The organism is Variovorax sp. 22077 (genome assembly GCF_052044195.1).
In the GTDB taxonomy this organism is placed as follows: Bacteria; Pseudomonadota; Gammaproteobacteria; order Burkholderiales; family Burkholderiaceae_C; genus Variovorax; species Variovorax atrisoli.
Genome location: NZ_JBQEQC010000016.1, coordinates 77,901 through 93,781, shown reverse-complemented (window position 1 = coordinate 93,781; position 15,881 = coordinate 77,901). Strand labels below are relative to the sequence as shown.

Below are 15,881 nucleotides of genomic sequence, written 5' to 3'. Positions count from 1 at the left end.
TCTCCCTGAGGCTTGCGGCCCCTGGAGGCCGCGGTCTGGAAATTGCGGGCCGCGAACATGCGGTGCATCGTCGTTGTCGTCCTCTGTCTTCTCTCTCTCGACGGTTCTCTTCTTGTCTTCTCTTCTGTGTTCTTGCTGTTGTCGTCAGAAGCGTTCGTGGGGTGCAAGGTAGCGCCACTGCCCGGGCTGCAGCCCCGCCAGCTGCACGCGGCCGATGCGGATGCGCCGCATCGCCAGGATCCGCAGGTCCGCGCCGTCGCAGATGTGCGCGATCTGCCCGGGCCGCGCGCCCTTGAGCGCGAAGCGCAGTCCTGTCTGTTCGGCGGTCTGCCGTCCGATGCTCACGCGCGCGGGCGAGCGTTCGAGCCGCGCGAGCGCCTCGGGGCTCACTGTGCCGGCCACGTCGACCATCACCTCGTGCTCGAGGAAGGCGGCGTCTTCGTGCAGCTTGCGCTCCACGCGCCATTCCTGCGTGTACGCCACCAGCCCGCTCGCGCCGGCTTCGAGCGGCGTCATGCAGCGCTGCCCTCTCGCATGCGCCGGCAGGAAACGCCGCCCGGCGCGCTCGGGTTCGTGGTGGTTGGCGGCAACGAACAGTTCGTGCGCGGTGTCGATGGGCATGCCCGCAGGCTTGTACAGCAGCAACGTGACGGGCTCCACCGGCTGCGGCTTCACGCCGGCATCGATTTCCACCCGCTGGTGCGGCAGCACGCGCGACTGCGGCAGCGTCTGCTGCACACCGTCGACGCGCACCGCGCCGTTCTCTATCAGCAGTTCCGCATCGCGCCGCGACACGCCTGCCTGCGCGGCCACGCGCTTGGCCAGGCGGATGCCTTCGCTGTCGACGGGCGTCGTGTTGGCCATTGCGCTCATCCGTGCGCGGCCAGCTGGCGGATGCGCGCCACGTGCGCGGCCAGCGAGCGCGCCGCCACCGGCCACATCCGCTCGGGCACGTCGTCGTAGGCCAGCGGCAGCCATTGCTCGGGCGTGCCCTCGGGCAGCTTCTGCATCGCGGCGGCGATCTTGGCCTCGCGCTTCAGGCGGTGCGCCTTCAGCATGCCGATGGCGGTGCGCGCGAAGCCGATCACGTAGCCGTGCGCGGGCAGGATGAACTCGATGCCGCCGGCCTCGCAGGCCTTGTCGAGCGCGTCCAGCGAATCGAGGTACGCGCTCATGTCGCCGTCGGGCGGGTCGATCACCGTGGTGCTGCCGTTGAGGATGTGGTCGCCCGAGAAGAGCAGGCCGTCTTCCTCCAGCACCAGACACAGGTGGTTGGCCGCGTGACCCGGTGTGTGGATCACGCGCAGCGTGTGCGTGACGGCCTCGCCGGTTTCCGTGGTGCCCGAGAGCACCAGGCGCTCGCCGTCTTCCAGCTCGCACTCCGGCGTGAAGCGCGCGGTGGAGCGTGCCGTCGGCTCCGAGGCCAGCCCGAGGATCGGCGGCTTGCCGCCCTTCGTGCACAACGCCTGCAGCGGCGCCGCGCCCGGCGAGTGGTCGGCATGCGAGTGGGTGCAGACGATCATGCGGATGTCGCCATGCGTGGCACGCCACAGCCGGCCGATGTGGTCGAAGTCGTTCGGGCCCGGGTCGATCACGATGTAGCCGGTGGCCGCGTCGCCCACGATGTAGCTGTTGGTGCCGGGGCCGGTCATGATGCTGGCGTTGGGCGCGGTCAGGCGCATCACGTTCCTCAGCAGCGGCACCGGGGTTTCGCTCTGCCAGTCGAGCGCATGCAGCACCTGGCCGTCGGGGCACACCAGCGCGAGTTCGCCGTAGGGCGACTCGTGCTCCATGTAGCGCGCGTCCTCCCCCTTGAGCAGGCCGGCGCGCGGGCAGCTGGTCCACAGCGGCACCTCGCTGGCGCAGGCCGCGAGCAGGGCGTCGACGGTGGCATAGGTGGCCATGCGCTGCAGCGTGCGCACGGTCGGGAAGATCATGAAGAAGCTGCCGGCCTCGTGGCGCGCGAGCGCGTCGGCGGGGCGCACCCAGCAGGGCTCGAACTGCTCGTTCTCGTCGGCCGTGGGCACCTGTCCCTCGGGCATGCGCGCGACGAGGAAGGGCACGTCGAAGCGACGGGGCAGGTCGCGGTCGGTCATCCAGTGCGCGAAGGTGAAGACGCGATCGGTGTCGAGTACCAGGCCGCGCGCGGCGCACTGGTCGGCGAAGGCGGTGCCGGCTGTGGCGTTGCGGTCCATCGAGGCGACCTCGCTGGCGCTCACGGGCTGGCCGTCGGCCTGGCGGTGCGCGAGCAGGATGCCCAGCTCCTCGAAGGCCTCGCGGATGGCCGCGATGGCCTGCGTGCGCTGCACGCGGCTCTGCGTGGGGCGGCGCGTGGCGATGCGCTTGGCGGCCCCGTCGGCTTCGTCGATGTGCCCGCCGGGAAACACGTACGCGCCGGGCGCGAAGCTGGCGGTGGCGGAGCGGCGGGTCATGAGCACTTCGATGCCGGCGGCGCTGTCGCGCAGCAGCAGCACCGTGGCGGCCGGGCGCAGGGGCGCGGGCTCGCGTGGGGCGTGTAGTTGTTGGGTGGAACGGACCATGGGTCGATTATCGGGAGCGGGCGCGATACCTGCATGTCGCGCATAAGCTCATATGGAATCGGGCATCAGCCGCGCGCCACAATGCGCGGCTGCACCGTCTGCATTGAAGACAAAAGACTGAACGACCGAAAAACTGCCATGGCTCATTCTCCATTCACCCGTCTTGCCGGATTCACCCGCCCCGCCCGCCGCACCTTGCTGCTGGCCGCTGCCTCGCTGGCGACAGGCGCCGCCTTCGCCCAGCACGCCGCGCACGACTGGCCGCAGCAACCCGTCACGCTCATCATGGGCTTCCCGGCCGGCTCGGGCGTGGACGTGGTGGCCCGCGCCATCCAGGAGCCGCTTTCCAGGCAGCTGGGCAAGCCGGTCATCATCGACTACAAGTCGGGCGCCGCGGGCAACATCGCCAGCGACTACGTTGCCCACTCCAAGCCCGACGGCTACACGCTCTCGTTCGGCACAGCCGCCACGCACGGCAGCAACGCGGCGCTCTACAAGAAGCTGCCCTTCGACGTGGAGGCCGACTTCGTGCCGGTGGCGCCGGTGCTCGACGTGTCGAACGTGCTCACCATCAATCCCGACGTGATCAACGTCAAGACCTTGAAGGAATTCGTCGAGCTGGTCAAGGCCAACCCCGGCAAGTACAACTATGCGTCTACAGGCAACGGCGCCGGTACGCACATGGCCTTTGCCGAGTTCAATTCGCGCCTGGGCCTGAACATGGTGCACGTGCCCTACAAGGGCGGCCCCGAGGCCATCACCTCGGTGGTGCGCGGCGAGACCTGCTGCATCATGAACCAGGTGCAGACCGTGCTGCCGCACTACAAGGCCGGCAAGGTGCGCCTGCTGGGCGTGACCACCGCGGCCGCCGTGCCCGCGGTGAAGGAGGTGCCCACCATCGCATCGAGCGGCCTGCCCGGCACCAAGGGCTTCGACAGCTCGATCTGGTTCGGCATCTTCGCGCCCAAGGGCACCGACCCGCAGATCGTCGACAAGCTCAACGCCGCGGTCAAGGCGGTGCTCGAGACGCCCGAGATCCGCGAGCGCTTCGAGAGCCAGGGCAACACCGTGCGCATCGAGTCGCCGGCGCAGTTCAAGAAGACGGTGCACGACAACCGCGTGAAGTGGGCCGAGGTCGCGAAGGCGGCGAACATCAGCATCGACTGAACTTTGTTCGGGGCGTGTGCACAGGCCGCCGGGTACTCCCCTCCGCGAATGTCCCCGTCGGCGTGATCGCACCCCCGAAACACGGCGACCACGCGGCTTACAGCGTCTTCGTCAGCGTGAGGATGAACCGCGCCTTGTTAGGCGAGTAGGTCTGCCTGCCCAACGGACCGAAGCCCAGGTCGATGCCCGGGTTGCTCACTGACAGATACGCGCTCTGCTTGTTGGCCCCCTGCACCGAGCCCGCCAGCGAGAGGCCGTTGCCCAAGTCGTAGCTCGCGCCCAAGTTGTAGTCGACGTAGCTCTTGTAGCCCAGGCTGCGGATGTCGCTCGACATGTTCGTGTAGCCCACGGCCGCCTTCAGCGTGAGCTTGGGCAGGATCTCCTTGCTGTAGGCCAGATTCAGGTAACCGGTGTTGGTGCCCTTGAGGCCCGAGCCCGCCTTGTTGCCGGCGTAGCCGAAGTAGTCCTTCGACACCGTGTGCGAGTACTTCAGCGTGAACGAGCCGATGGTCTCGTCGGTGTAGCCGGCGCTGCCGTAGAGCTCCGTGGTGTTGCCCGAGGAGTTGCCCGGATAGATGTACGTGAGCGCGCCCACGTCCATGTCGAAGGGGCCGGCCTTGAACCTGTAGCCGCCGTAGATGTCGCTTTCGATGCTGTTGCCCTTGAGCCAGTTGACGCTCGAATTCCAGTTGCCCAGGTAGAAGCCGCTGTCGCCGAAGGCGTAGTCGAAGCCGCCCTGGATGGCCGGCTTGAAGGCGCTGGTCTTGGCGTAGTCGTTCTTGCCGAGCATGTCCTGGTCCTGGCCGCGGAACTTGTAGTCGGTGGTGAGCGACACATTGCCGCTGAGCTGTGCGCTCGCGAGCGTCGGCAGCGCGCCGAGGGTGGGAAGAACGAGCACCGGCAGTGCGATGCGCAGAAGGTTTTTCATCGAAGAAATCGCTGACGAATGGAGGAGCCGGCAGCGTATGGGCGCCCGTCTAAACGCCGCGTAAAAACTGCGCTCAGCGGCGCAAAAGTTTCGTCTCGGGCATCGTCATCGCCACCACGCCAGTCACCACGCAGGCCAGTCCGATCCATGCCGTGGGTGCCAGCGCTTCGCCGAGGAACATCATGCCGATCGTCACGCCGATGGGCACGCGCAGGTAGGCCTGGGCGGCGGTGGACATCGGCCCCAGCGTCCTGATGAGGCGGAAGTAGATCGTGAATGCGAGCGCCGTGGACAGCACCGCGAGCGCCAGCACTGCCGACATCGACGCGGCAGACGGCGAGTGCGTCCACGGCCGGTCGACGACCAGGCTCGCGGGCACCAGCATCGCGGTGCCGCTCACCAGCGAACCTGCGGCCGGCACCATCGGGTCCAGCCCCTTGAACACGCGGCCGAACATCGCGGCGCAGCCGTAGCAGACGGCGGCCGCCACCAGGGCGAGCTGCGCGATCAGCGAATGCCCGAGCCCGTTCAGTGCCTCGAAGCCCACGATCAGGCAGATGCCCGCAAGGCCCGCGCCCACGCCGAACAGGCGGCGCAGCGTCGGCTTATCCGCGCCGCCAAGGCCCAGCCCCAGCAGGAAGATGAAGATCGGCGAGGTCGAGTTGAGGATGGTCGCGAGCCCGGCATCGACACTGCGCTCCGCCCATGCGATGAGCGTGAAGGGCAGCACGCTGTTGAGACAGGCCTGCAGCATGAAGCGGCGCCATATCGAGGGTTCGGTCGGCAGCTTCACGCCGCGCATGCGCAGCACCGCGAGCAGCAGCGCGCCGGCGATGAGCGTGCGCGCGGCGATCAGCGTGACGGGCGGAATGGTCGCGACGCCGATCTTGATGAAGGTGTACGAGGCGCCCCAGCAGGTGGCGAGCAGCGCGAGCAGGGCCCATTCGAGGGCGAGGCCGGCGCGGGGCTTGTCGATGGAAGAGGGTGTCGATGCGTGCATGGTGCGCCGATCATTCCCCCACCGGCGCGGCCACACTTCGGCCGCGAGCGAAGCGTGGATGCCTCAGTGATCGTGCGCGTGCGGCCTGCCTTTGCCGCTGCTGCCGCTGCCGCCGTTCAGCAGCGTCGCCAGGTCCACCTCCTGCTCGGCGGCCGCCCCGGCGATCACGCGCTGCTCCAGTTCGTCGAGGTGCTCCAGCGCCACCTCCAATGCCTTGTCGAGCGACTTGCCCGTGGCCAGCGCCTCGATGATCTGCTCATGCTCGCGCGGCGCGCAGCTCGCTGCCTCGGCGGAGTCGTACAGCGCCTTGTAGAGCTCGGTGTTCGATATCAGCCGCCTGATGTACGACAGCAGTTCCTCGCTGTTCGCCATCTGCGCCAGCAGCAGGTGGAAGTCGCCCGCCAGCTTGATCGCGTCCTCGCGCCGGCCTTCCTTGAAGGCCTTCTGCTCCTCCTGCACGTGCTTGCGAAGCGCAGCCACCTGGTCGCGCGAGAGATTGCCGAAGAGCGTGGTCACCAAGCCGGCCTCCACGATGCGGCGTGCGCGGTAGATGCCGCGCATGTCCTCGATGGAGGGGTTGGGCACGAAGGCGCCGCGGTTGTGCTCCAGCACCAGCCGCTTTTCCATGCCCAGCCGCGCCAGCACCTTGCGCACCGCGCCGCGCGTGCAGCCCAGCGCTTCGGCCAGCGCCCGTTCGCGCAGCGGCGTGCCGGGGCGCAGCTTGCCGCTGAGCAGGGCCTTGGAGACGGCGGCGTAGACGCGTTCGTCCACGTTCGCGTCGTCGGCTTCCGAGGGTTCGGGGGAGGGGGTTGTCGCTGGGGGCTTGCGGGCGGCGGAGGGCATAGGCAGGCGGATTATTGCCTGCGCACCGCGGCCTCAGGGAAAGCCCCCGGATTGACTCGGCCGCCGGCGCTCCGTACCATCCGCCTCCGTTTGGTTAACCAAATTAAATTGTATGGTTAACCAAAATACCAGAGAATCCCAACCAGAGACAGGAATCGAGGCCCCGATGAAATCCGCCAAATGGCTTGCCGCACTGCCGGTCGCCGCCTTCTTCAGCGGGGGATGGCTGTCCTCCGTCGCGCCCACCTTCGTGCTCGGCATGCCCTTCCTGATGGTGTGGAACGTCAGCTGGCTGGTGCTGACCTCGCTCATCATGGTGGTCATCGACCGCGCAGAGGGCGACATCGACGCGCCTTCCTCGACCGGAGACGCACGATGAACGCCGCGCTCGGAGTCATCGCCCTGTTCGTCGTCGGCGCGCTGGGCCTGGCCGTGCTCGCACGGCGCGGCCGCACCATGAGCCTGGAGCAGTGGGCGCTCGGCGGGCGCGGGCTGGGAACCATCATGGTGTTCCTGCTGATGGCGGGCGAGTCGTTCTCGACCTTCACCTTCCTGGGCGCGAGCGGCTGGTCGTACAGCAAGGGCTCGCCGGCCTTCTACATCCTGGCCTACGGCGGGCTCGCCTACCTCATGGCCTTCTGGATGCTGCCGGCCATCTGGCGCTACGCCACGGCGAACAAGCTGGTGTCGTTCTCGGACTTCTTCGCCCACAAGTACGACAGCCGCGCGCTGGGCGTGCTGGTGTCCATCGTGGCGCTCATGGGCATGGTCGCGCTGCTCACCATCCAGCTGCGCGGGCTCGGCATCATCGTGTCGGAGGCCTCGTACGGTTCCATCGCACCGCAAGTGGCGATCTGGATCGGCACGCTGGTGATGGTCAGCTACATCCTGTTCTCCGGCATCCACGGCTCGGCCAGCATCGCCATCGTGAAGGACATCCTGATCCTCGCGCTCGCCGTGTTCCTCGGCATCTACCTGCCGTGGCACTACTACGGCGGCGTCGCGCCCATGTTCACCGCCATCCACGCGGCCAACCCCGGCTTCTTCGAGTTCCCGAAGGAGGGCCTGAACCTCACCTGGTACAACTCGACCATCCTGCTGACGGCGCTGGGCTACTACCTCTACCCGTTCAACCTCACCTCGGTGTACGCGGCCAAGAGCGCGAGCGCGGTGCGCCGCAACACCATCCTGATGCCGCTGTACCAGGTGGTCATCGCCTTCCTGTTCCTGGTCGGCTTCGCAGCCATCCTGCAGGTGCCGGGGCTCAAGGGCTCCGACGTCGACCTGGCCCTCTTCGGCCTCGTGAAGCACACCTTCGACCCGTGGTTCGTCGGCGTGATCGGCGGCACGGGCGTGCTCACCGCGCTGGTGCCGGGCTCGATGATCCTGCTCACGGCCTCCACCGTGATCGGCAAGAACGTCTACAAGGAAGGCTTCGCGCCCCACGCCACCGACAGGCAGGTTTCGCGCGTCGCCCGCTGGGTGCTCCCGCTCTTCGCGCTGACGGCGGTGTACTTCGTGCTGCGCGGCGGCACCACCATCGTGTCGGTGGCGATCTTCGCCTCCAGCCTGCTTACGCAGCTGCTGCCTTCGCTGCTCTTCAGCCTCATGAAGAAGCCCTTCGGCAACAGGCACGCCGCCTTCGCGGGCATCCTGGCGGGCGGCGCGGTGCTGGCCTTCATGATGACCACCGGCTCGAACCTGGGTACGCTGTTCCCGGCCGCCCCGGTGATGTTCAAGTCGCTCAACACCGGCCTGGTGGCGCTGGCGACGAATGCGCTGGTGTTCGTCCTGGTGGCGCTGCTCACCCCGAACACGACCCGCCGCGCCATCGCCGCCCAGCCTGCCTGACGCCTGAAGACAGAGAAACGGAACGCCCCACATGCCATCGCTCCTGATCCGCAACGTGCGCCCCATGGGCGCATCCCCCGTCGACGTGCTGGTGCAGGACGACCGCATCGCCGCGATCGGCCCGGAGCTCGCAGCTCCCGCTGGCGCCGCCATCGAAGAGGGCCACGGCGCCTTGCTGCTGCCCGGCCTCGTCGAAGGCCACACGCACCTCGACAAGACCATGTGGGGCATGGACTGGTACCGCAACGAAGTCGGCGTGAACCTCATCGACAAGATCGAGAACGAGCGCGCCTTCCGCCACGCCAGCGGGCATGACGCCGCCACCCAGTCGCTGGTGCTGGCCAAGGCCTTTCTCGCGCTCGGCACCACGCGGCTGCGCACGCACGTCGACGTCGACACCCAGGCCGGCCTGCGCCATCTCGAAGGCACCTTGCGCACACGCGAGGCGCTGCGCACGCTGCAGCAGATCCAGGTCGTCGCCTTCCCGCAGTCGGGCCTGCTGGGCCGGCCCGGTACGGCCGAGCTGCTCGACCAGTCGCTGGCGATGGGCGCCGACGTGCTCGGCGGCCTCGACCCCTGCGCCATCGACGGCGATCCGGTGAAGTCGCTCGACGTGCTCTTCGGCATCGCACACAAGCACCAACGCCCCGTCGACATCCACCTGCACGAGCCCGGCGCCATGGGCGCCTTCTCGCTCGACCTGATCCTGCAGCGCACCGAGGCGCTGGGCATGCAGGGCAAGGTCGCCATCAGCCACGGCTTCTGCCTGGGCGACGTGACCGAACGCGAGCGAGAGGCACTGCTCGCACGCATGGCGAAGCTGGGCGTGGTGCTCGTCACCAGCGCGCCGCCTTCGCGCACCGTGCCGCCGCTCATGGCCTGCAGGCAGGCCGGCGTGACCGTGCTCGGCGGCAACGACGGCATCCGCGACACCTGGTCGCCCTACGGCAGCCCCGACATGCTCGAGCGCGCCATGATCATCGGCCTGCGCTACAACCTGCGCCGCGACGACGAGATCGAAGTGGCACTCGACACCGTCACGCACTCCGGCGCACGCGGCTGCGGCTTCGAGGCCTATGGCCTCGAAGCGGGCTGCCGCGCCGACCTCGTGCTGGTCGATGCGCAGACCGTCGCGCACGCCGTCGTCTCGCGCCCCGTGCGCAAGCTGGTGGTGGCGGGCGGCTGCGTCGCGGCGCGCAACGGCGTGCTGCGAGCCGACCTGACCTTCCTGTGAAGGCGGCGCAAGCAAGCCGGAACGGCCGCGACGGAGGCATCGCCTTCGCGATCGTCATCGTGCTGGTGGCGCTGAACCTGCGCGCCTTTCTCACATCGAGCAGCCCGCTGCTCGAGCCCATCCGCATCGCGACCGGCATCGGCTTCCATGCGGTGGCGCTGCTGACGGTGCTGCCGATGTTCGCGATGGGCGCCACCTCGCTCTTCGGCGCGGCCGTGGGCCAGCGCATCGGCCCGCGAGGCGGCGTCGCGCTAGGGCTCGCGGCCATCGCCGTCGCCTGTGCCAGTCGATACGTGGCCGGCGGCGCGGCGGCGCTGCTGTGGAGCGCCGCGCTCGCCGGCGCGGGCGTGGGCCTGGTGCAGGCGCTGATGCCCGGCGTGGTGAAGCAGGCCTATCCGGCACGCATCGGTGTGATGACGGGGCTCTACTCCGCCGCCATCATGGGCGGCGGTGGCCTGGGCGCCATGGCCAGCCCGTGGGTGGCGCACGCATTCGGCGGCGCGCAGCCCGACTGGCACGCGGGCCTCGCGATCTGGGCGCTGCTCGCCGTCTTCGCGCTGCTGTACTGGCTCAACATGCGACGCATCGAATTCACATCCGCCACCGAGGGGCCGGGCCTTCGCAGCCTCTCTTGGCTGCGCTGCTTCACGAGCCGCCGCGCATGGCTGCTGGCCGCATGCTTCGGCCTCATCAACGGCGGCTACACCAGCCTCGTCGCATGGCTGCCGCACTTCTATGCGCAGCAGGGCTGGACCGCGCAGCAGGGCGGATCGGTGCTCGCGCTGATGACCGCCGCGCAGGTGGTCTCCGCACTCGCCATGCCCGCCATCGCGCGCAGCCGCGGGCGCGACCTGCGGCCCTGGCTGTTGCTCACGCTCGCTGCCCAGCTCGCGGGTTTCTGCGCGCTCACCTTCGACGCGCCCGTTCCCGCAGTCGCCATCGCCATCGTGCTCGGCTTCGGCCTTGGTGGCGCGTTCTCGCTGTGCATGGTGCTTGCGCTCGACCACCTGCCCGACCCCGCACAGGCCGGAGCCCTCGCGGGCTTCATGCAGGGCGTCGGCTTCATGATCGCCGCGCTCGCGCCCTTCGTCACCGGCTGGGTGCGCGAACACACCGGCGGCTTCACGATCGCGTGGGCCTACCTCGCGACGGTCGTCGTGGTGCTGCTGCCGCTCATGCTGCGATTCGATCCGCGCCGCTATGCCGACGCCACGGCAGGTCTTTTCGATGCGCGGGGCGGCCGAGCCGGTGCACCATCCATTGCCGCGCTCGACGGCGCGGCCACCAGAAAGGTCTGAACACCATGTACCAGGGACAATTCATGCAGCGGGCGATCGCCCTCTCTGCACAAGCGCTGGGCGAGCCCGGCACCGAGCCCTTCGGCGCCGTCGTCGTGAAAGACGGAATCATCGTCGGCGAAGGCTTCAACCACTCCGTCGCGCATCACGATCCGACATCGCACGGTGAGGTCGAGGCGATCCGCGATGCATGCCGCAAGCTGGGCACCGTCAACCTGCAGGGCTGTGAGCTCTACACCTCGTGCGAGCCCTGCGCAATGTGCGTGGCGGCGATGCACATCGCGGGCATCGCGAAGCTCTACTACGCGGCTTCGCTGGCGCAGTCGGGCGAGGCGTTCGAGGGGGTGACCGTGGCGGCGCGGCATCCGATCGATGTGGAGGCGTTGCGGGCCGAGGCCGGGGCGACACTGGCGCAGCGAAGCCTGCCTGCGGAGCAGAAGATGGATCGGGAGGCGGTGGAGGTGCTTTCGGACTGGGCTGCGACGCGCAAGGCTCCCTGAGCGCCTTGCCCGCACGCGTCGGCTACTTGAGCGCCGACACCACCGCATCGAAGAATGGCAGCACGGGAAACACGCCACCGCCCATCGGGTCCGTCTGCGCGCCCCAGATCACGATCACGACCTTTTCCTTGCGGTTGATGTAGATCTGCTGGCCCATGATGCCGGTCGCGTAGAAGGCACCGTCCGTGGCTGATTGCCCGCTCGGCGGTATCCACCAGAGGTAGCCATAGTTGATCTTCGTGCCGGTGCTCAGCACCTTGGAAGTGCCCGCTTCCGTCACCCAGCCCGCGGGCAGCACCGGTTGCCCGGCCGCGACGCCTTCGTTCATGATGAACATGCCGAAGCGGCCATAGTCGCGCAGCGTCGCGCTGATGCCGCTGCCGCCGATCTCCACGCCGTCGGGCGAGTCGAGCCACCAGTTGGCCTGTGCCTCCATGCCGAACTTGGACCAGATCTTTTCTGAAAGGTACTGTGCCAGCGGCTTCTTCACCGCGTTGCGGACGATCTCCCCGGCCACCTGTGTTTCGCCGGTGCTGTAGTTGTAGACGGCGCCCGGCGTGGCCGCGCGGGGGAGCTTGCTCATCAGGTCCATGGCCGAGCCCGGCTTCTGGCTGATCTGTGCTTCAAGCAACTGGCGGCGATCGGAGTTTGGATCGGTGTAGGTTTCGTTCCACTTGGCGCCCGAGGCCATCATCATCACGTGGCGCACCGTCGCGCCGTCGTAGGCGCTGCCGGCCAGCCGGGGAACGTACTTGACGACCGGGTCGTCGATGCTGGCAATGTAGCCGTCCTTCACCGCCGCGCCGATCAGCGTCGACGTGATCGACTTGGCCACCGACATCGACATCCAGCGCGTCTTCTGCGTGTTGCCGTACTGGTACGTCTCGTTGGCGATCTTGCCGTCCTTCAGCACCAGCAGGCCCGCGACGCGGTTGGTCGACATGAAGTCCGCGAGCTTGTAGGTGGCAGTGCCCACAGTGAAGTTGAGCTGCGTCAACTGCATGGCAGCCATCGCAAGCGCATAGGGCGTGCCGCCAGGCTCGATGGTGCGCGTGGGAAAGAGCCGGTCGATGTTGCGGTACGTGTTGACGGCCAGTTCCGGAGACAGGGCGCCGTCGTAGGTCTGGCGCACCGTGCCGATCGGCTCCGACGCATGCGGATAGCCGCTGCCCGTGCCTGTATCGCCACCGGCACCGCTGCCACTGCCGCCGCCGCCGCCGCTGGCCGGCGGTGCCACGACGATCGGGAGGACGGCTCCGCCTCCACCACCACCTCCGCCGCCACCCCCACCACCGCAAGCCGCGAGCAGCGCCGAGGTCGCAAGCAGGCAGACCGGCAACGCGGCGCGCAACGGACGCGCAAATACGACGAACACCTTCCGGAGAACTTGATCCACGCGAATCTCCTCGTCTGTTTGTTGGCGATGGCACCTGCGCGCCATGAGCTGGGCATTGCACCCGGCCGCCGCGATGATCGCACCCATCTGCTCCGGCGCCAAACCGGCCGTCGGATTCACGACGATGTTGTTACTCACCACTCTGCCAGCCGCTCAATAGAGTGACCACACGGCGCCATTCGAAGCGCGCCAAGAGGAGTTGGCAATGTTCATCACCAGAAGCAGCGGCAGCGCGACAAGGCGGCCTTCCGCCAAGGTCGCCCGTGCGCTCGAAATCCATCGCAGCGTGATGGCGTGCAACGCGCAGATCGCAATCGACCGCGAGAGTACTCACGCACTTACCGCAGCATTGATGCTGCCTTGCTACAAGGCCGAGTTCCGCAACCTTGTGCTCGCGATGAGCTCGGACGAGGAGCGCGAACTTAGGTACGCGCTCGATGATTTTTGCGCGAGCGTCGCGTGAAGAAGAGAACCTTCGCGGCAATTTCAGCCGATTCAGGTTTCATTCCGAATGCTTGCGCGGCTTGCGGAATTACAGAGTTGGATTGAACGGGATTCCACTCGTAGCGGCAAACGTCAGAGGCGCCCAGACTCCGCTTCCCTGGCCGGGAAGTCATTTCATGGAAGTCATTTCTCTTGAAAGGAGTTGGCTATGGCGGGAACGCAGAAATTCACCATCCTCTCGTTCGTCGGTGGCGGCATACGAGGGCTGATGTCGGTATCGGTCCTGAACAAGCTGTACGCGAAGTACCCCCAGATCATCGACAACAGCGACCTCATCGCGGGTTGCTCGACGGGCTCGATCATCACGAGCGAGCTGTTGGCGGGCAAGTCGCCGCAGGACCTCATCGATCTCTTCACCAGCCAGAACGGCGAGATCGGGTTCTACGAAAAGATGAACACCGACCCCAAGCGGCCCGCGTACCCCATCGACGAGGTCTACGCCTCGCAGGTCGCGTTGCATGGCAACACCAAGGTCCAGGACATCGTCACGAGGAAGGTGCTCTTCGTCACCTTCAACGTCGGCGGGCTCGAGGTGAAGAACTCGGTGCAGACGGCCATACCGTGGCAGCCGGTCATGTACACCAACATGATCCCCGGCCATGGCGACGTGGAGATCGCCAAGGCGGCCACGTCCAGCGGCGCGATGCCGGGGCAGCTGGGCTCGTTCGACGGCAACGTCGACGGCTGCTTCTTCAACCACGATCCGACAGTCGCGGCGATCGCGCTCGCGGTGAAGGCGGGCCATGCGCTCGAGGACATCGCGGCCATCACCATCGGTACCGGCTACATGCCCGACTGGATCGCCAGCGACACCCACGACTGGGGCGCCGACCAGTGGATGAACGGCGTTGCGAACCCCTTCAACAATTCGCCGCCGTTCCTCATGAACCAGGTGAAGTCGTCGCCGGTGCTCGACATGAGCCTGAACGGCACTTCGACCGAGCTCATGCCGATGCTCGCGAAGATGCTGCTGGGCGACCGCTATACCAACCTCAACCCGACGCTGCCCTTCTTCGTGCCGGAGAACACGGTCTACCCGCAGGCCCTGCAGCTGCTGCAGGACAAGGGCGCCAACGCGGACACCACGTACGCCGAGGGCCTGGTGCGGCAGTACTGGGTCGAACACGCGCTCGGCTGAGCACCGATCAACCACCTGCAAGCAAGAAAACGCATTCCAGGAAAGGAGAAACGACGATGTCGATCACCGCACAAGGTGCCGCAGCGCCGGCGCCCGCATCCACACCCGCGATTCCCATCGAGAAGCTGGACCTCGGACCCTACAACATCCAGTACCTGCCAGACGGCCATTACGTGCTGGACGTGAACGGCAACAGCCCCGTCAAGGGTGCAGGGGTCATCGGGTACAAGCTCAAGCTTCCGCAGGCCGGCAACCAGCAATGGCTGTTCATTCCCGCGCCCGATGCACCGGGCTGGTGGTATCTGCAGACGCAGATGGGCACCGGGTTCGTCGTCACGCTGAAGCCCGATTCCACGATCGTGCCCACGCCCCTCGTGATGATGCCTCCCGGCCTGGCCGATGCCGACAGGCAGCTCTGGAGCCTGCTGTCCACCGAGGAGCCCGGCTATTGGTACATCCAGTGCAAGTCCGGGGCGAGCAATTCGAATGCGCCGCTCGTCATCGGGCTCACGGACAACAAGTCGGAGGCCGGCGCCGTGGCCGGCCCCATCAGCTTCAGCGGGTTCCGCGCGCAGGCCTGGGGCTTCAGGCCCGTGGGCAACGCGGGCTGAAGGGCATTGCTCAGGGAGCTCAGTCCCAGGCCGGCGAAAGACCGGCCGGGTCCGTCAGCCGCTCATTGCGGTTGAGCGCCGCGATCTGCGCCATCTCGGCGTCCGTCAGCGTCAATTGCAGCGCCTTCAGGTTGCCCTCGAGGTTCGCTCGCTTGGTGGACGACGGAATCACTGCGTAGCCCAGCTGCATCGCCCAGGCCAGCACCACCTGCGCGGTGGTCGCGCCGTGGGCCTTGGCAATCGCCTCGATCACCGGATCGTTGATGACCTTGCCGTAAGCCAGCGTCATGTAAGACGTGATGTGGATGCCCGCGCTCTTGGCGAATTCGGCCACCTTGCGGTTCTGCAGGTAGGGGTGCAGCTCGATCTGGTTGGTGGCGATGTTCTGTGCGCCTACGGCCGCGATGGCTTCCTTCATCAGCGCGATGTTGAAGTTCGACACGCCGATGTGCCTGGTGAGCCCTTGAGCCTTGGCCTCGGCCAGTGCGCCCATGAACTCGGCCACCGGCACCGCGTTGCCGGGCGAGGGCCAGTGGATCAGCGTCAGGTCCACATGGTCAGTGCGCAGCTTCGCGAGGCTTTCCTTCAGGCTGGGCACGAGCTTGTCCTTAGCGTAGTTGTCGGTCCAGATCTTGGTGGTGATGAAGAGGCTTTCGCGGGCGACGCCGCTTTCAGCGATGGCCTGGCCCACCTCGGCTTCGTTGCCATAGATCTGCGCCGTGTCGATGGCGCGGTAGCCCACGTCGAGGCCGTTCTTCACCGAGTCGATGACCACCTGGCCCTTCAGGCGGAAGGTGCCGAGGCCGAAGGCGGGAATGGGGTTCGTGTTCATGGTGTCGTCCTTGTGCGTTGAAAAGAGAAGAAGAGAGAG

General features: G+C 67.2%; 16 protein-coding genes. 9 read left to right on the top strand and 7 right to left on the bottom strand.

Annotated features, from left to right (window positions below; translation table 11 throughout):
* Positions 1–144: 144 nt before the first annotated feature.
* Both ACTJLF_RS22295 and ACTJLF_RS22290 read right to left on the bottom strand, forming a co-directional pair.
* Entirely contained in the window at positions 145–864 is a 720-nt protein-coding gene (locus ACTJLF_RS22295) for an RNA pseudouridine synthase (RefSeq protein WP_440883917.1), read from the bottom strand.
* A gap of 5 nt (positions 865–869) precedes the next feature.
* Positions 870–2,540: an MBL fold metallo-hydrolase gene (locus tag ACTJLF_RS22290; protein WP_440883916.1), complete on the bottom strand. Its 1,671-nt coding sequence runs from the start codon at positions 2,538–2,540 to the stop codon at positions 870–872.
* Positions 2,541–2,678: 138 nt separating this feature from the next.
* Here ACTJLF_RS22290 and ACTJLF_RS22285 point away from each other — a divergent pair, with 138 nt between their 5' ends.
* The gene (locus tag ACTJLF_RS22285) at positions 2,679–3,707 is read left to right on the top strand and encodes a Bug family tripartite tricarboxylate transporter substrate binding protein (protein WP_126182495.1); all 1,029 of its coding nucleotides are present in this window, start codon (positions 2,679–2,681) and stop codon (positions 3,705–3,707) included.
* A 97-nt stretch (positions 3,708–3,804) separates the two neighbouring features.
* Here the strand turns inward: ACTJLF_RS22285 and ACTJLF_RS22280 are convergent, their stop codons facing one another.
* The 3 genes from ACTJLF_RS22280 to ACTJLF_RS22270 all read right to left on the bottom strand — a co-directional run bounded on the left by ACTJLF_RS22280 (position 3,805) and on the right by ACTJLF_RS22270 (position 6,478).
* Positions 3,805–4,635 (bottom strand): TorF family putative porin, encoded by an 831-nt coding sequence (locus ACTJLF_RS22280; RefSeq protein WP_440883915.1) that lies wholly within the window; start codon positions 4,633–4,635, stop codon positions 3,805–3,807.
* Between the two features lie 73 nt (positions 4,636–4,708).
* Positions 4,709–5,635, bottom strand: coding sequence for a DMT family transporter (locus tag ACTJLF_RS22275; protein WP_440883914.1), 927 nt, complete (start codon positions 5,633–5,635; stop codon positions 4,709–4,711).
* A gap of 63 nt (positions 5,636–5,698) precedes the next feature.
* Positions 5,699–6,478: a GntR family transcriptional regulator gene (locus ACTJLF_RS22270; protein WP_126182498.1), complete on the bottom strand. Its 780-nt coding sequence runs from the start codon at positions 6,476–6,478 to the stop codon at positions 5,699–5,701.
* Positions 6,479–6,644: 166 nt separating this feature from the next.
* Here ACTJLF_RS22270 and ACTJLF_RS22265 point away from each other — a divergent pair, with 166 nt between their 5' ends.
* From ACTJLF_RS22265 to ACTJLF_RS22245, 5 genes are read left to right on the top strand one after another with little or no spacing between them, the layout of a single operon-like run.
* On the top strand, positions 6,645–6,857 hold the full coding sequence (locus ACTJLF_RS22265) for a DUF3311 domain-containing protein (protein WP_019658356.1): 213 nt from the start codon (positions 6,645–6,647) through the stop codon (positions 6,855–6,857).
* The gene (locus ACTJLF_RS22260; protein ID WP_019658355.1) at positions 6,854–8,329 is read left to right on the top strand and encodes a sodium:solute symporter family protein; all 1,476 of its coding nucleotides are present in this window, start codon (positions 6,854–6,856) and stop codon (positions 8,327–8,329) included. Before ACTJLF_RS22265 ends, ACTJLF_RS22260 begins: the two co-directional genes overlap by 4 nt.
* Positions 8,330–8,360: 31 nt before the next feature.
* Positions 8,361–9,563 carry an amidohydrolase family protein gene (locus ACTJLF_RS22255; RefSeq protein ID WP_126182499.1) on the top strand — a complete coding sequence of 401 codons (1,203 nt, stop codon included), beginning with the start codon at positions 8,361–8,363 and terminating at the stop codon, positions 9,561–9,563.
* A complete protein-coding gene (locus tag ACTJLF_RS22250; protein WP_126182500.1) occupies positions 9,560–10,861 on the top strand; it encodes a cyanate transporter in 1,302 nt (433 codons plus the stop codon). The genes ACTJLF_RS22255 and ACTJLF_RS22250 overlap by 4 nt, the downstream gene beginning before the upstream one ends.
* Before the next feature lie 23 nt (positions 10,862–10,884).
* Entirely contained in the window at positions 10,885–11,361 is a 477-nt protein-coding gene (locus tag ACTJLF_RS22245) for a nucleoside deaminase (protein ID WP_240649897.1), read from the top strand.
* 22 nt (positions 11,362–11,383) lie between these two features.
* Here the strand turns inward: ACTJLF_RS22245 and ACTJLF_RS22240 are convergent, their stop codons facing one another.
* Entirely contained in the window at positions 11,384–12,757 is a 1,374-nt protein-coding gene (locus tag ACTJLF_RS22240) for a serine hydrolase domain-containing protein (RefSeq protein ID WP_440883913.1), read from the bottom strand.
* A 205-nt stretch (positions 12,758–12,962) separates the two neighbouring features.
* Here ACTJLF_RS22240 and ACTJLF_RS22235 point away from each other — a divergent pair, with 205 nt between their 5' ends.
* The 3 genes from ACTJLF_RS22235 (at position 12,963) to ACTJLF_RS22225 (ending at position 15,010) form a co-directional block, all read left to right on the top strand.
* Positions 12,963–13,220 (top strand): hypothetical protein, encoded by a 258-nt coding sequence (locus tag ACTJLF_RS22235; RefSeq protein ID WP_126182502.1) that lies wholly within the window; start codon positions 12,963–12,965, stop codon positions 13,218–13,220.
* Between the two features lie 189 nt (positions 13,221–13,409).
* Entirely contained in the window at positions 13,410–14,399 is a 990-nt protein-coding gene (locus ACTJLF_RS22230) for a patatin-like phospholipase family protein (RefSeq protein WP_126182503.1), read from the top strand.
* A 56-nt stretch (positions 14,400–14,455) separates the two neighbouring features.
* Positions 14,456–15,010 (top strand): RICIN domain-containing protein, encoded by a 555-nt coding sequence (locus tag ACTJLF_RS22225; RefSeq protein WP_019658348.1) that lies wholly within the window; start codon positions 14,456–14,458, stop codon positions 15,008–15,010.
* A gap of 19 nt (positions 15,011–15,029) precedes the next feature.
* Here ACTJLF_RS22225 and dkgB read toward each other — a convergent pair whose 3' ends face one another.
* The gene (dkgB, locus tag ACTJLF_RS22220) at positions 15,030–15,842 is read right to left on the bottom strand and encodes a 2,5-didehydrogluconate reductase DkgB (RefSeq protein ID WP_126182504.1); all 813 of its coding nucleotides are present in this window, start codon (positions 15,840–15,842) and stop codon (positions 15,030–15,032) included.
* Positions 15,843–15,881 lie beyond the last annotated feature (39 nt).

Bases quoted from the DNA above. Each gene is read 5' to 3' on its own strand.
- ACTJLF_RS22295 (WP_440883917.1), bottom strand. From the start codon at position 864: ATGGCCAACACGACGCCCGTCGACAGCGAAGGCATCCGCCTGGCCAAG.
- ACTJLF_RS22290 (WP_440883916.1), bottom strand. From the start codon at position 2,540: ATGGTCCGTTCCACCCAACAACTACACGCCCCACGCGAGCCCGCGCCC.
- ACTJLF_RS22285 (WP_126182495.1), top strand. From the start codon at position 2,679: ATGGCTCATTCTCCATTCACCCGTCTTGCCGGATTCACCCGCCCCGCC.
- ACTJLF_RS22280 (WP_440883915.1), bottom strand. From the start codon at position 4,635: ATGAAAAACCTTCTGCGCATCGCACTGCCGGTGCTCGTTCTTCCCACC.
- ACTJLF_RS22275 (WP_440883914.1), bottom strand. From the start codon at position 5,635: ATGCACGCATCGACACCCTCTTCCATCGACAAGCCCCGCGCCGGCCTC.
- ACTJLF_RS22270 (WP_126182498.1), bottom strand. From the start codon at position 6,478: ATGCCCTCCGCCGCCCGCAAGCCCCCAGCGACAACCCCCTCCCCCGAA.
- ACTJLF_RS22265 (WP_019658356.1), top strand. From the start codon at position 6,645: ATGAAATCCGCCAAATGGCTTGCCGCACTGCCGGTCGCCGCCTTCTTC.
- ACTJLF_RS22260 (WP_019658355.1), top strand. From the start codon at position 6,854: ATGAACGCCGCGCTCGGAGTCATCGCCCTGTTCGTCGTCGGCGCGCTG.
- ACTJLF_RS22255 (WP_126182499.1), top strand. From the start codon at position 8,361: ATGCCATCGCTCCTGATCCGCAACGTGCGCCCCATGGGCGCATCCCCC.
- ACTJLF_RS22245 (WP_240649897.1), top strand. From the start codon at position 10,885: ATGCAGCGGGCGATCGCCCTCTCTGCACAAGCGCTGGGCGAGCCCGGC.
- ACTJLF_RS22235 (WP_126182502.1), top strand. From the start codon at position 12,963: ATGTTCATCACCAGAAGCAGCGGCAGCGCGACAAGGCGGCCTTCCGCC.
- ACTJLF_RS22230 (WP_126182503.1), top strand. From the start codon at position 13,410: ATGGCGGGAACGCAGAAATTCACCATCCTCTCGTTCGTCGGTGGCGGC.
- ACTJLF_RS22225 (WP_019658348.1), top strand. From the start codon at position 14,456: ATGTCGATCACCGCACAAGGTGCCGCAGCGCCGGCGCCCGCATCCACA.
- dkgB (WP_126182504.1), bottom strand. From the start codon at position 15,842: ATGAACACGAACCCCATTCCCGCCTTCGGCCTCGGCACCTTCCGCCTG.